Genomic DNA, 13173 nt, shown 5'->3' on the forward strand with positions numbered 1-13173 from the left:
TTCGAGCGTTCAGCTCTGCTGCAAGTGACCATACAACTTGGCGTACAAACCACCTTCGGCGATCAGTTGCAGATGGCCGCCATCCTCGGCGACATGACCACCGTCGAACACCAGCACGCGGTCGGCCTGCTTCACCGCCGACAGGCGGTGGGCGATGATCAGGGTGGTGCGGGCACTGAGGAAACGCGCCAGGGCGTGGTGCAGGTTGTATTCAGTGGCGGCATCGAGGGCCGAGGTGGCCTCGTCGAGAATCACCACCTTGGGCTTGGCCAGAACCATCCGCGCGATCGCCAGGCGCTGGCGCTGGCCGCCGGAGAGACGCACGCCGGAACGCCCGACCACACTGTCCAGGCCTTGTGGCAGGGCGCCGATGGTTTCGTCGAGCTGGGCGATGGCCAGGGCCTGCCAGCACTCTTCATCGCTGCAGTCGCGCCCCATGGTCAGGTTGGCGCGCACGGTGTCGTTGAACAGCGCCGGGTGCTGCAGCACCACCGCGACGTTTTCGCGCAGGGTTTCCAGGCCGATTTCCTGCAGGGTCGCGCCGCCGAAACGAATGCTTCCGGCCTGGGCGCTGTAAAGGCCGAGCAGCAGTTGCACCAGGGTGCTCTTGCCGCCACCGCTGGCACCGACGATGGCCACCTTCTCGCCCGGCGCGATGGACAGGTTCAACTGGTCCAGCACCGGTTCCTCGCCGTAGCCGAAGCGCAGCCCGCGCACGTCGATGCCGACGGTGGTCTGGCCCTGGAACGGATCGGCGCCGCCGGCGTACTGCGGTTCATCGCCACGGGCGAGCAGTTCATTGATCCGGCTCAGCGCGCCACCGGCGCCGTAGTAGGCGTACTGCAGGTTCAGCAACTGTTCCACCGGGCCGATCATGAACCACAGATAGCTGAACACCGCGAGCATCTGTCCGACGCTGAGGTCGGAAAACAGCACGGTGAGCATCGCCGCGGCGCGGAAGATATCGATACCGAACTGGAACAGCAGGCCGCTGGCGCGGTTGCTGGCATCGCTTTTCCACTGCGAGGCGATGGCGTGATTGCGCACTTCCTGGGCGCGCAGGCCGAGGCGCCCGAGGAAATAGCCCTGGCGGTTGCCAGCGCGGATCTCCTGGATCGCGTCGAGGGTCTCGGCCAGGGCCTGGGTGAAACGCGAGGTGCTGTCGTTCTCCAGCTTCTTCAGGTGCTTGACCCGCTTGCCCAGTTGTACCGTGGCGAAGATCACCAGCGGGTTGAACAGCAGGATCAGCAGGGCCAGTTGCCAGTGCATCCAGATCAGGATCGCCGCGGTGCCGGTCAGGGTCAGCACCGCCACGAGGAAGCGGCTGAGGGTTTCGCCGACGAACTTGTCGACGGTATCCAGATCGGTCACCAGGTGGGTGGTGACCGTGCCGCTGCCGAGGCTTTCGTACTCGCTCAGGGAAATCCGCTTGAGCCGTTCGATCAGGCGGATGCGCAGACGATAGACGATGTCCTTGGCCAGCCCGGCGAACAGCCGGGCCTGCATCACGTTGAAGACCAGCGCCGAACAGCGCAGGACCAGCGTCACCGCCAGCATCAGGCCGATATAGCCGGCCGCCACCTGCCAGTTGCCCGGAAGAAACTGGTTCATCCATTTCAGCGCGGTGTCGCCGTGGCCGAGCAGCACTTCGTCCACCAGCAGCGGCAACAGCAGCGGGATGGGCACGCTGCACAGCGCCGCCAGCACGGCAACGCCGTTGGCGATCCACAGGGCTTTCTTGTGATGCAGCGCCAGGCGGCGGATTTCCGCCCAGCTCAGACGATCGGCAGACGCCGCCGCTGGCCCGGGAACCGGGTCGGGCGAGCCTGGCAGATCAAGCATAGGCGGCGCGCTCCAGCCAGCGACCGAGCAGCGGTTCGAGGGATTCCAGCGCCTGATAGCCGTTGGTCAGCAGGGCCAGCTGGCCGTTGCGTTCGGCCAGCAGCGTGGGGAAGCCGGCGATGCCCAGGTCCTGAACCCAGGTGAAATCGGCGGCGGTCGCGCTGCGCTGGTCGGCACTGGTGAAGGCCGCGGCGAAGGCGGCGCGGTCGAAACCGGCCTGCTCCGCCAGGTTGACCAGGGTCGGTGCCAGGGTGACATCCTCGGCGCGCTGGTAGAACGCCTGCTGGATCAGCACCAGCAGCGTCCACACCTTGTCGGCGTCGAGGCTGCGCGCGGTGACCAGGGCACGGCAGGCCGGCTCGGTGTCATAGACGAAACTGTCGGGCATGGCGCCCTCGAACTGGAACGTCTGGCCGGTGGCCTGGTTGACCGCCTGCCAGTGCTCGAGAATGTAGCGCCGGGTCGAGGCATCCAGCGCCGAGCTGCCGCTGCGCAGACCACCCACCACCAGACGGGTTTCCACACCCGCCTGCCGGGCCTGGTCGATCAGGGCCGCGGCCACCGGCGCGAACCCCCAGCACCAGGAACACATGGGGTCCATGACGTAAAGCAGGCGAGCGCTCATGCATCACACCTCGGCTTTGCGGTAGTTGAATCCGATCGGGTGTGGCTGGTTGCGGGCCTTGGCCAGTTCGATCTGCTTCTGCCGGTCGATGGCGCTACGCCGGGTCTTCTCGCTCAGGCTGTCCCAGCAATGCGGGCAGCTGACGCCTGGCGAATAGTGCTCGGAGGCCCGGTCCTCGACACTGACCGGATGGCGGCAAGCGTGGCACTGATCGAAATCGCCTTCACTGAGGTCGTGACGCACGGTGACCCGGTTGTCGAAGACGAAGCAGTCGCCCTCCCACTTGCTCTGATCCTGAGGAACCTCTTCAAGATATTTCAGGATCCCGCCCTTAAGATGATAGACGGCTTCGAAACCCTCGCCGAGCATGTAGCTGGAGGCTTTCTCGCAGCGGATGCCGCCCGTGCAGAACATGGCGACCTTCTTGTGCCGCGCCGGGTCGAAGTTGGCCTTGATGTAGTCGGGGAACTCGCGGAAGGAGGTGGTCTTGGGGTCGATGGCGCCCTCGAAGGTGCCGATGGCCACTTCGTAGTCGTTGCGGGTATCGATCAGCAGTACTTCCGGGTCGCTGATCAGGGCGTTCCAGTCCTGCGGCTCGACGTAGGTCCCGACCGCCTTGTTCGGGTCCACACCCGGTACGCCGAGGGTGACGATCTCTTTCTTCAGCTTGACCTTGGTGCGATAGAACGGCTGCTCGTCGCAGTAGGACTCCTTGTGGTCGACATCCACCAGGCGCGGATCGTTGCGCAGCCAGGCGAGCAGGCCGTCGATGCCTTCGCGGGCGGCGGAAACCGTGCCGTTGATACCTTCCTCGGCCAGCAGCAGGGTGCCTTTGACGCCATTGGCTTCCATGCAGGCCAGCAGCGGCTCGCGCAGTTCGACGTAGTCTTCCAGGGTGACGAACTTGTACAGCGCCGCCACGACGATGGATTGGGTCATGCTTGCAACTCTCCAGTGGTCACCCTCGCAAAGGGCGGACCGGGTCAGAAATACAAATAAAAACGCGCCGACAAGCGGCGCGGTGGCGGATTCTAGCAAAAACCGACGGTGAAATCAGTGCCTGCTGCCTCCGGCGCAGGTCGGCGAAGCCGGCGCGGCGCCGGTCTGTTCCCATTCCCGCGGGGTGTAGGTGTGCAGCGCCAGGGCGTGGAACTGCCCCATCAGGTCGCCGAGGGTGGCGTAGACCTTCTGGTGACGCTTGACGCTGTTCAGGCCCTCGAACTGCTCGCTGACCAGCACCGCCTTGTAGTGGGTTTCCACGCCACGGCTGTGCATGTGGCTCTCGTCCAGAACCTGCAGGTGCACGGGCGCCAGCGCGCCCAGGCTCTGTTCGATCTTCTGTTGCATCGACATCGGCGACTCCGCTTACGGCTTCTTGGCCGGAGCGGCGGCTTTGCCGGCGTTCGGGTCCAGTTCGTTGGTCATGTCGGCCAGCAGCTTGTTGACCACCGGTACCGCGCCTTCCAGCTTCTGCTGGGTCAGCTGGGCCGACTGCTGGGTGACGCGCGGCATGGTTTCCAGGACTTTCTTGCCCAGTGGCGACTGATAGAAGGCCACCAGGTCCTTCAGTTCCTGCTCGCTGAAAGCACTGGTGTAGAGCTTGATCATGTCCGGCTTGAGCTTGTTCCAGCCGATGTTGTTGTCCAGGGCGGCGTTGGCCTTGGCCTGGTAGCTGTCGAGCACGGCTTTCTTCGAGGCCGGGGCCTTGGTCTGCTCGAAACGCTGGGCGAACATCTGCTGCACTTGACCGTAGACCGGCGCTGGAAGCTTGTCGGCGTGGGCGAGCAGGAGGAATTTTTCAGCGGCAGCCTCATGGCTGGCACCGGCGGCGAATACCTGGCCAGTGGCGCAGACCAGCGCAACAGCCGTGCAGAGGGCGCGGAGACGGGTCATCGGTGTTCCTTAAAAGAGTAAGTGAGTGTTTCCAGCGTAGAGCATTCTGCGCCGAGGGACGCAACCGCTCAATAGGACGAGTGGGCTATGGAACCGGCCTTTGGAATCGGCACCTAAACTGTCTGGTCAAACCTGGCATCTTGCATAAGGAGTGGGTAGCACATGAGCCGCATCGAAACTGACAGCTTGGGACCCGTGGAAGTTCCGGACCAGGTCTACTGGGGCGCGCAGACGCAGCGCTCGCTGATCAACTTCGCCATCGGCAAGGAACGCATGCCGCTGGCGGTCCTGCACGCGCTGGCCCTGGTGAAGAAAGCCGCCGCCCGGGTCAACGACCGCAACGGCGACCTCCCCGCCAACATCGCCCGCCTGATCGAGCAGGCCGCCGACGAAGTGCTCGACGGCGAGCACGACGACCAGTTCCCGCTGGTGGTCTGGCAGACCGGCAGCGGCACCCAGAGCAACATGAACGTCAACGAGGTGATCGCCGGTCGTGCCAACGAACTGGCCGGCAAGGGACGTGGCGGCAAGGACCCGGTGCACCCCAACGATCACGTCAACCGCTCGCAGAGTTCCAACGACTGCTTCCCCACCGCCATGCACATCGCCGCCGCCCAGGCCGTGCAGGAACACTTGCTGCCGGCCATCACCGAACTGTCCTCGGGCCTGGCCGAGCTGTCGGCGCGGCACACGCACCTGGTCAAGACCGGGCGCACGCACATGATGGACGCCACGCCGATCACCTTCGGCCAGGAGGTTTCCGCCTGGGTCGCCCAGCTCGACTATGCCCAGCGCGCCATTCGCGCCACGCTGCCGGCGGTATGCGAGCTGGCCCAGGGCGGGACCGCGGTGGGCACCGGGCTGAACGCGCCGCATGGTTTCGCCGAGGCCATCGCGGCGGAGTTGGCGGCCTTGTCCGGGCTACCGTTCGTCACCGCGCCGAACAAATTCGCCGCCCTGGCCGGACACGAACCGCTGACCAGCCTCGCCGGCGCCCTGAAAACCCTGGCGGTGGCCCTGATGAAGATCGCCAACGACCTGCGCCTGCTCGGCTCCGGCCCCCGCGCGGGCCTGGCCGAAGTGCGTCTGCCGGCCAACGAGCCGGGCAGTTCGATCATGCCCGGCAAGGTCAACCCGACCCAGTGCGAAGCCCTGTCGATGCTGGCCTGCCAGGTACTGGGCAACGACACCGCGATCAGCTTCGCGGCGAGCCAGGGACATCTGCAGTTGAACGTGTTCAAGCCGGTGATCATCCACAACCTGCTGCAATCGATCGAATTGCTCGCCGATGGCTGCCGCAACTTCCAGCAGCACTGCGTCGCCGGCATCGAGCCGGATCCGCAGCAGATGGCCGCGCACCTGGAACGCGGGCTGATGCTGGTGACCGCGCTGAACCCGCATATCGGCTACGACAAGGCGGCGGAAATCGCCAAGAAGGCCTACTCGGAAGGCACCACCCTGCGCGAGGCGGCGCTGACCCTGGGTTACCTGACCGACGCCCAGTTCGACCAGTGGGTGCGCCCCGAACAGATGCTCGAAGCGGGCGGCAAGGGCTGAGTCAGCCGGCCAGGCGTGCGCGCCTGGCCTTCCAGCCGGCGCTGAGCGAAGGGCCCAGCGCGGTCAGCGCCGAGCCCAGCACCACCACCAGCGCGCCGAAATAGCCCAGGCCGTTGATCTGTTCGGCCATCACGACGTCCGGCCACAGCCAGGCGGCCAGGGCGACGGCGACGAAGGTCACCAGCGGCGTGATCGCCAGGGTCGCGCTGACCCGCGAGGCTTCCCAATGCGCCAGTGCTTCGGCGAACGCCCCGTAGGCCACCAGGGTGTTCAGGCAACAGGCCAGCAGCAGCCAACCCTGCAGCGCACTCAGTTGCAGCACCTCCAGCGGCTGCGCCCAGGGTGTCAGCAACAGGGCGCAGAACAGATAGATCACCATCATCACCTGCATCGAGTTCCATACCGTCAGCAACTGCTTCTGGCCCAGGGCATAGAACACCCAGACCAACGAGGCCAGGAGGATCACCAGCACCCCGGTGGTGTAAGCACTCAGCGAGGTGAGCAGCTCTTGCAGACGCTGATTGAAAAACAGGCCGAATCCCGCCAGCAGCAGCGCCAGGCCAATGCCCTGGGTGAAGCTGAAACGCTCCTTGAACACCAGCACGCTGCCCACCAGCAACAGCACCGGGCCGACCTGCACCACCAGTTGCGCGGTGCCGGCGCTGACCAGCTTGAGGCCGACCAGGTAGAGCACGTAGTTGCCCACCAGGCCCAGGGTGCAGATCGCCACCAGGCCTTTGCCGCGCCGCCCCAGTGGCGCGAACGACGGCAGCCGACGGGTTGCCGCCAGCCAGGCGAACAACAGGCTGCCGGAGACCAGCAGGCGGTACCAGGTGACGGTGATCGGGTCCATGACCTGCAACACCTGCTTCAACTTGACCGGCAGGATGCCCCACAGCACGGCGGTCAACAGCGCGAGAAACAGCCCGTACGCCCAGCGTCCGGAGGTGGTATGCATGACGGCCTCGATAATCCCGGGGTGGTGGTTGGGTGGAGTCTAGGGGGTAGGAAAGGGATTACACAGTGACAGTTGGGGAATAACTGTGCTGGTCTGGCAGCGACATGGAGATGATCGGGACCGCTGTGCGGTCCTTCGCGGTGGTTCGTCACACGACAAGCCACGCTCCTACGGGAACGCGCACCGCCGTAGGAGCGTGGCTTGTCGTGTGACGAACCACCGCGAAGGGCCGCACAGCGGCCCCAGATCCAACGCTTATTTCTTGTGCTTGCTGAACGCCGCCTCCAGCGCCTCGTTGATGGTGCGCAAGACCTTGATCCGCGCCCAGCGCTTGTCATTGGCCTCCACCAGGGTCCACGGCGCGATCTCGGTGCTGGTGCGGTCGACCATGTCGCCCACGGCGCGGGCGTACAGGTCCCACTTGTCGCGGTTGCGCCAGTCTTCCTCGGTGATCTTGAAGCGCTTGAACGGAATCTCCTCGCGCTCCTGGAAACGCTCCAGCTGGGTCTGCTGGTCGATCGCCAGCCAGAACTTGACCACCACCACGCCGGCGTTGCTCAGTTGCTCCTCGAAGTCGTTGATCTCGCCATAGGCCCGCATCCAGTCGGCAGGCGAGCAGAACCCCTCGACCCGCTCGACCAGCACCCGGCCGTACCAGGAACGGTCGAAGATGGTGAAGGTGCCGCGTCCCGGAATATGTCGCCAGAACCGCCACAGGTAAGGCTGCGCACGCTCTTCCTCGGTCGGCGCGGCGATCGGCACGATACGGTACTGACGCGGGTCCAGCGCCGCCGCGACCCGACGGATCGCCCCGCCCTTGCCCGCCGCGTCGTTGCCTTCGAATACCGCCACCAGGGCGTGCTGCTTCATGCGTTTGTCGCGCAGCAGACCGGCCAGGCGCGCCTGCTCCCTGAGCAGTTGCTTCTCGTAGTCCTGCTTGTCCAGGTGCACGCTGAGGTCGAGCGCCTCGAGCAGGCTGAGCTTGTCGATGCTTTCGCCCAACGGCGCGATCGGGGTCGGCGCCTTGATGTTGCCCTCGGCCTTAAGGGCGTTCTGCAGGCCTTCGAGCAGGATCTTGCCGACCGCCAGGCTGCGGTAGTACGGGTCGGCCCCCTCGATCACATGCCAGGGCGCGTAATCGCGGCTGGTGCGGCGCAACACGCGCTCGCCGAAGCGCACGAAACGGTCGTAGGTCTGCGACTGCTCCCAGTCCAGCGGGCTGATCCGCCAGCGGTGCACCGGGTCTTTTTTCAGGGTCTTGAGCCGGGCCTTCATCTGTTTCTTGGACAGGTGGAACCAGAACTTGAAGATCAGCGCGCCTTCATCGCAGAGCATCTGCTCCAGGCGCTCGGCGCCGCTGATGGCCTGGTCCAGCACGGCGTCCTTGAACCGACCATGGACCCTGCCCTGCAGCATCTGGCTGTACCAGTTGCCGAAGAACACGCCCATGCGGCCCTTGGCCGGCAGCGCACGCCAGTAGCGCCAGGCCGGCGGATGGGCCAGTTCCTCGTCGCTCTGCTGGTCGAAGGTACGCACTTCGATCAGACGCGGGTCCATCCATTCGCTCAGCAGCTTGACCGTCTCGCCCTTGCCCGCGCCCTCGATGCCGTTGATCAGCACGATCACCGGGAAGCGCGCCTGCTGCTTGAGTTCGAACTGGGCTTCGAGCAAGGCCTCGCGCAGGGCGGGCACCTCGGCTTCGTAGGTTTCTTTGTCGATCGAGTGACCGATTTCAGCGGATTCGAACATACCAGGCTCCCTTCTTGGATAAGCAAGACTAGCGGATTGCCACTGCTTTTGTCCGGGTTGCGCCAGATCAAACAGCGCTCCGGCGATCAGCTAGAATGGCCGATCCGCTGTTGCCGAGCCCTTTCATGACCGACACGCCCGCCCCCCGCCACGCCCAGATCGACTGGGACGAACTGGGCCGCCCACATTCGCGGCAGTACGACGACATCTATTTCTCCAAGGACCAGAGCCTGGCGGAAACCACCCACGTGTTCATCGAGCAGAACGATCTGCGCCAGCGTTTCAGCGCGCTGGCCGCGGGCGAATGCCTGGTGATCGGCGAAACCGGGTTCGGTACCGGGCTGAATTTTCTCTGCGCCTGGCAGTTGTTCGAGCACTGCGCCGCGCCGGGTGCGCGCCTGCATTTCATCAGCGCCGAGAAGTTTCCCCTGACCCGCGACGACCTGACCCGTGCCCTCGCCCTCTGGCCCGACCTGGCGCCGCAGGGCACGACCCTGCTGGAGCAGTACGTGGCGGTGCACCAGGGCTATCAGCCGTTCCTCTTCGACAACGGCCGGGTCAGCCTGACGCTGATGATCGGCGACGCCCGCGAGCAGTTCGAAAAGCTCGATGGACACATCGATGCCTGGTTCCTCGACGGCTTCGCCCCGGCGAAGAACCCGGACATGTGGACCCCGGAACTGTTCGCCCAACTGGCCCGGCTGTCGCGCCCCGGGACCACCCTCGGCACCTTCACCAGCACCGGCTGGGTGCGCCGCGCGCTGATCGCGGTGGGCTTCTCGATGAAGCGGATTCCGGGGATCGGCAAGAAATGGGAAATCCTTCGTGGCCTGTTCAACGCGGCGCCCGAACAACAGCCGCTGCCTGCCGTGGCGCCCTGGTATCGACGCCCTCCCCTGGCCAGCGGTCCGCGCCATGCCCTGGTGATCGGCGCCGGTCTCGCCGGTTGCGCCAGCGCCGCCAGCCTGGCCGCCCGCGGCTGGCAGGTCAGCCTGCTGGAGCGCCATGCACAGGCGGCCAGCGAGGCCTCGGGCAACCCGCAGGGCGTGCTCTATCTCAAGCTGTCCGCCCACGGCACGCTGCTTTCGCAACTGATCGTCAGCGGCTTCGGCCATACCCGCCGTCTGCTCCAGCGCCTGCAACGGGGCAGCGACTGGGACGACTGTGGCGTGCTGCAACTGGCCTTCGACGCCAAGGAAGACCAGCGCCAGGCGCAACTGGCCGGGGCCTTCAGCGAGGAACTGGTGCAGCGCCTGGACCGCCAGCAGGCCGAGACAGTGGCCGGCGTGCCGCTGCCCAGCGGCGGCCTGTTCTATCCCGAGGGCGGCTGGGTCCACCCGCCGGCCCTGTGCCACTGGCAGGCGGGACAGGCCAATGTGCGCCTGCTCACTCATCACGACGTGCTGCAACTGCGCCGGGTCGACGGCCAATGGCAGGCCCTCGATGGCGAACGGATGCTGGCCGAAGCGCCGGTCGTGGTGCTCGCCGGCGCTGCGGACATTCGCCGCTTCGAAGGTTGCGCCGGGCTGCCGCTCAAGCGCATTCGCGGGCAGATCACCCGCTTGCCGGTGACGACAGCGAGCCAGGCGCTGCATACCGTGGTCTGTGCCGATGGCTATGTGGCGCCACCGCGGCATGGCGAACATACCCTCGGGGCCAGCTTCGACTTCCACGCGACCGATCTGACGCCGACGGCGGAGGAGCATCGCAGCAACCTCGACCTGCTGCGGGAGATTTCCACCGATCTGGCCGAGCGCCTGGACATCGATCATCTGGACCCGCGGCACCTGCAGGGGCGCGCGGCGTTTCGCTGTACCAGCCCGGATTACCTGCCGCTGGTGGGGCCGGTGGCGGATGCGGCGCGGTTCGCCGAGGTCTATGCCGCGTTGGCGAAGAATGCGCGGCAGGTTCCCGACGAGGCCTGCCCGTGGCTAGAAGGGCTGTACGTCAACAGCGGGCATGGCTCGCGCGGGCTGATCACCGCACCGCTGTGCGGCGAGCTGGTGGCGGCCTGGATCAACGGCGATGCCCTGCCGGTGCCGCGGGAGATCGCCGAGGCCTGCCATCCGAACCGCTTCATGTTGCGCGAGCTCAAGCGCGGCAAGGCTTGAAGACCCATCGCGGGCAATCGGAACGCCGCCCGGCCCGCTCCCACAATGTCCGCGGCGACACCGAACCTTGTGGGGCTGGCTTGCCAGCAATGAGCATGGGTATCTACACATTTTTGACGGCTTGGCGGGGAACCGTATCAAGGCCGCCAAGTGCTCGTCGTGACGGGTGCAGTGCTCTTGAGATCGAGCGCCGCCCGCGCGGCGCATCGCGAGCTCGCTCGCTCCTACATTTTTTGCAACGTGCCATGGCCTGTGAGAGCGGTGTTGCCAGCCTTTGGTGCCTGGCGATTTATCGCGGGGAGGCTGTTGGGATCGACGAGGTACCGCGTCGTACCACCAAGGCGGACAACCATGGCCTGTCAGGCATAGGCACGTTGCAAAAAATGTAGGAGCGAGCGAGCTCGCGATGCGCCGCGCGGGCGGCGCTCGATCTCACAGGCACTGTAGGGCTCAAGACAGGCACCTGGCGGTCTTCATGCGGTTTCCCGCCAGGCCGTCAAAGATGTGTAGATACCCATGCAGCAATGAGGCCCAGGCAGCCATTGAGCAGTTATTCCATATCGATCTAAAACTCACAGGATCCCCACCGGTCAGTTCCTGAGTGCCCGTTGTTCGGGCACTTTCCCCAACGGCAAAACCGGTAAGGACTTATGTGCGGATTAGCTGGAGAGTTTCGTTTCACCCCCGTCGCCACCCCATCGCGCCCGGCGGACCTCGCCGCGGTCGAGCGGATCACCCATCACCTGGCCCCTCGCGGCCCCGACGCCTGGGGCTTCCATAGCCAAGGCCCGATTGCCCTGGGCCACCGGCGCCTGAAGATCATGGACCTATCCGACGCCTCGGCGCAGCCCATGGTCGACAACCAGCTGGGCCTGGCCCTGGCCTTCAACGGCGCGATCTACAACTACCCCGAACTGCGCCGCGAACTGGAAGAGCTGGGCTACACCTTCCATTCCAGAGGCGATACCGAAGTCCTGCTCAAGGGCTATCACGCCTGGGGCGAGCAACTGCTGCCGCGCCTGAACGGCATGTTCGCCCTGGCCATCTGGGAGCGAGACAAACAGCAATTGTTCCTGGCCCGCGACCGTCTCGGCGTCAAGCCGCTGTACCTGTCGCGCAGCGGCGAGCGCCTGCGCTTCGCCTCGACCCTCCCCGCCCTGCTCAAAGGCGGCGATATCGACCCGCTGCTCGACCCGGTGGCGCTCAACCACTACCTGAACTTCCACGCCGTGGTCCCCGCGCCACGCACCCTGCTGGCGAATGTCGAGAAGCTGCCGGCGGCCACCTGGATGCGCATCGACGCCCAGGGCCGCGCCGAACAGCAGCAGTGGTGGAGCCTGCACTACGGACCACGCACCGATGAGCAGGACCTGACCCTCGAAGACTGGCGCGACCGCGTGCTGGACAGCACGCGCCAGGCCGTGGCGATCCGCCAGCGCGCGGCCGTGGACGTCGGCGTGCTGCTCTCCGGCGGCGTCGACTCCAGCCTGCTGGTCGGCCTGTTGCGCGAGGTCGGCGTGGAAGACCTGTCGACCTTCTCCATCGGCTTCGAGGATGCCGGCGGCGAACGCGGCGACGAGTTCCAGTATTCCGACCTGATCGCCCGTCACTACGGCACCCGCCATCACCAGTTGCGCATCGACGAACGGGAGATCATCACCCAGTTGCCCGCGGCCTTCCGCGCCATGAGCGAGCCGATGGTCAGCCACGACTGCATCGCCTTCTACCTGCTCTCGCGGGAAGTGGCTAGGCACTGCAAGGTGGTGCAGAGCGGCCAGGGCGCCGACGAGCTGTTCGCCGGCTACCACTGGTACCCGCAGGTGGACGGCGCCGCCGATCCGCTGGCGGCCTACCGCGCGGCGTTCTTCGACCGCAGTCACGCCGAATACCGCGACACCGTGCAGTTGCCCTGGCTGCTGGAGCGGGACGCCGCCGGCGACTTCGTTCGCCAGCACTTCGCCCAGCCCGGTGCCCGCGACGCGGTGGACAAGGCCCTGCGCCTGGACAGCACGGTGATGCTGGTGGACGACCCGGTGAAGCGGGTCGACAACATGACCATGGCCTGGGGCCTGGAAGCACGCACGCCGTTTCTCGACTACCGCCTGGTGGAGCTGTCGGCGCGCATCCCGGCACGCTTCAAACTCCCCGACGGCGGCAAGCAGGTGCTCAAGGAAGCCGCGCGGCTGGTCATTCCCGGCGAGGTGATCGACCGCAGGAAAGGCTACTTCCCGGTGCCCGGCCTCAAGCATCTGCAAGGCGCGACCCTGGACTGGGTACGCGAGCTGCTGCTGGACCCGAGCCAGGATCGCGGGCTGTTCAACCCGGCGATGCTCGACCGCCTGCTGAGCGACCCGCACGGTCAGCTCACCCCGCTGCGCGGTTCGAAGCTCTGGCAACTGGCAGCCCTCAACCTGTGGCTCAGCGAACAAGGAATCTGA

10 protein-coding genes are annotated in these 13173 nt (G+C 65.9%); 3 read left to right on the top strand and 7 right to left on the bottom strand.

Annotation, left to right across the window (positions count from 1 at the left end; genetic code table 11):
- Positions 1 to 9 precede the first annotated feature (9 nt).
- From CHB99_RS18370 to CHB99_RS18390, 5 genes are all read right to left on the bottom strand, one after another.
- Complete coding sequence (locus CHB99_RS18370) at positions 10 to 1842, bottom strand: ABC transporter ATP-binding protein (protein ID WP_042122525.1); 1833 nt, start codon at positions 1840 to 1842, stop codon at positions 10 to 12.
- Positions 1835 to 2467: a DsbA family protein gene (locus tag CHB99_RS18375; RefSeq protein ID WP_042122527.1), complete on the bottom strand. Its 633-nt coding sequence runs from the start codon at positions 2465 to 2467 to the stop codon at positions 1835 to 1837. The genes CHB99_RS18370 and CHB99_RS18375 overlap by 8 nt, the downstream gene beginning before the upstream one ends.
- A 3-nt stretch (positions 2468 to 2470) precedes the next feature.
- On the bottom strand, positions 2471 to 3406 hold the full coding sequence (gene trhO, locus CHB99_RS18380; protein ID WP_042122529.1) for an oxygen-dependent tRNA uridine(34) hydroxylase TrhO: 936 nt from the start codon (positions 3404 to 3406) through the stop codon (positions 2471 to 2473).
- A 114-nt stretch (positions 3407 to 3520) separates the two neighbouring features.
- Positions 3521 to 3820: a BolA family protein gene (locus CHB99_RS18385; protein ID WP_042122532.1), complete on the bottom strand. Its 300-nt coding sequence runs from the start codon at positions 3818 to 3820 to the stop codon at positions 3521 to 3523.
- A 12-nt stretch (positions 3821 to 3832) separates the two neighbouring features.
- Positions 3833 to 4360: a DUF2059 domain-containing protein gene (locus CHB99_RS18390; RefSeq protein ID WP_042122534.1), complete on the bottom strand. Its 528-nt coding sequence runs from the start codon at positions 4358 to 4360 to the stop codon at positions 3833 to 3835.
- Positions 4361 to 4522: 162 nt separating this feature from the next.
- Here CHB99_RS18390 and CHB99_RS18395 point away from each other — a divergent pair, with 162 nt between their 5' ends.
- Positions 4523 to 5917, top strand: a complete 1395-nt coding sequence (locus CHB99_RS18395; RefSeq protein WP_042122536.1) for a class II fumarate hydratase — start codon at positions 4523 to 4525, stop codon at positions 5915 to 5917.
- Between the two features lies 1 nt (position 5918).
- Here CHB99_RS18395 and CHB99_RS18400 read toward each other — a convergent pair whose 3' ends face one another.
- Both CHB99_RS18400 and pap read right to left on the bottom strand, forming a co-directional pair.
- Entirely contained in the window at positions 5919 to 6875 is a 957-nt protein-coding gene (locus CHB99_RS18400) for a DMT family transporter (protein WP_042122538.1), read from the bottom strand.
- Positions 6876 to 7130: 255 nt separating this feature from the next.
- Positions 7131 to 8624, bottom strand: coding sequence for a polyphosphate:AMP phosphotransferase (gene pap, locus CHB99_RS18405; protein ID WP_042122540.1), 1494 nt, complete (start codon positions 8622 to 8624; stop codon positions 7131 to 7133).
- Between the two features lie 125 nt (positions 8625 to 8749).
- On the opposite strand from pap, the gene mnmC reads away from it, so the two are divergent.
- A complete protein-coding gene (mnmC, locus tag CHB99_RS18410) occupies positions 8750 to 10735 on the top strand; it encodes a bifunctional tRNA (5-methylaminomethyl-2-thiouridine)(34)-methyltransferase MnmC2/FAD-dependent 5-carboxymethylaminomethyl-2-thiouridine(34) oxidoreductase MnmC1 (protein WP_042122567.1) in 1986 nt (661 codons plus the stop codon).
- A gap of 650 nt (positions 10736 to 11385) precedes the next feature.
- Complete coding sequence (locus tag CHB99_RS18415; RefSeq protein ID WP_042127960.1) at positions 11386 to 13173, top strand: N-acetylglutaminylglutamine amidotransferase; 1788 nt, start codon at positions 11386 to 11388, stop codon at positions 13171 to 13173.

The organism is Pseudomonas japonica, assembly GCF_900188455.1.
GTDB lineage: Bacteria > Pseudomonadota > Gammaproteobacteria > Pseudomonadales > Pseudomonadaceae > Aquipseudomonas > Aquipseudomonas japonica.

Coding starts and splice junctions, on each gene's coding strand:
- CHB99_RS18385 (WP_042122532.1), bottom strand. CDS start 3,820: ATGTCGATGCAACAGAAGATCGAACAGAGCCTGGGCGCGCTGGCGCCC.
- CHB99_RS18400 (WP_042122538.1), bottom strand. CDS start 6,875: ATGCATACCACCTCCGGACGCTGGGCGTACGGGCTGTTTCTCGCGCTG.
- CHB99_RS18415 (WP_042127960.1), top strand. CDS start 11,386: ATGTGCGGATTAGCTGGAGAGTTTCGTTTCACCCCCGTCGCCACCCCA.
- CHB99_RS18395 (WP_042122536.1), top strand. CDS start 4,523: ATGAGCCGCATCGAAACTGACAGCTTGGGACCCGTGGAAGTTCCGGAC.
- trhO (WP_042122529.1), bottom strand. CDS start 3,406: ATGACCCAATCCATCGTCGTGGCGGCGCTGTACAAGTTCGTCACCCTG.
- CHB99_RS18370 (WP_042122525.1), bottom strand. CDS start 1,842: ATGCTTGATCTGCCAGGCTCGCCCGACCCGGTTCCCGGGCCAGCGGCG.
- CHB99_RS18375 (WP_042122527.1), bottom strand. CDS start 2,467: ATGAGCGCTCGCCTGCTTTACGTCATGGACCCCATGTGTTCCTGGTGC.
- mnmC (WP_042122567.1), top strand. CDS start 8,750: ATGACCGACACGCCCGCCCCCCGCCACGCCCAGATCGACTGGGACGAA.
- CHB99_RS18390 (WP_042122534.1), bottom strand. CDS start 4,360: ATGACCCGTCTCCGCGCCCTCTGCACGGCTGTTGCGCTGGTCTGCGCC.
- pap (WP_042122540.1), bottom strand. CDS start 8,624: ATGTTCGAATCCGCTGAAATCGGTCACTCGATCGACAAAGAAACCTAC.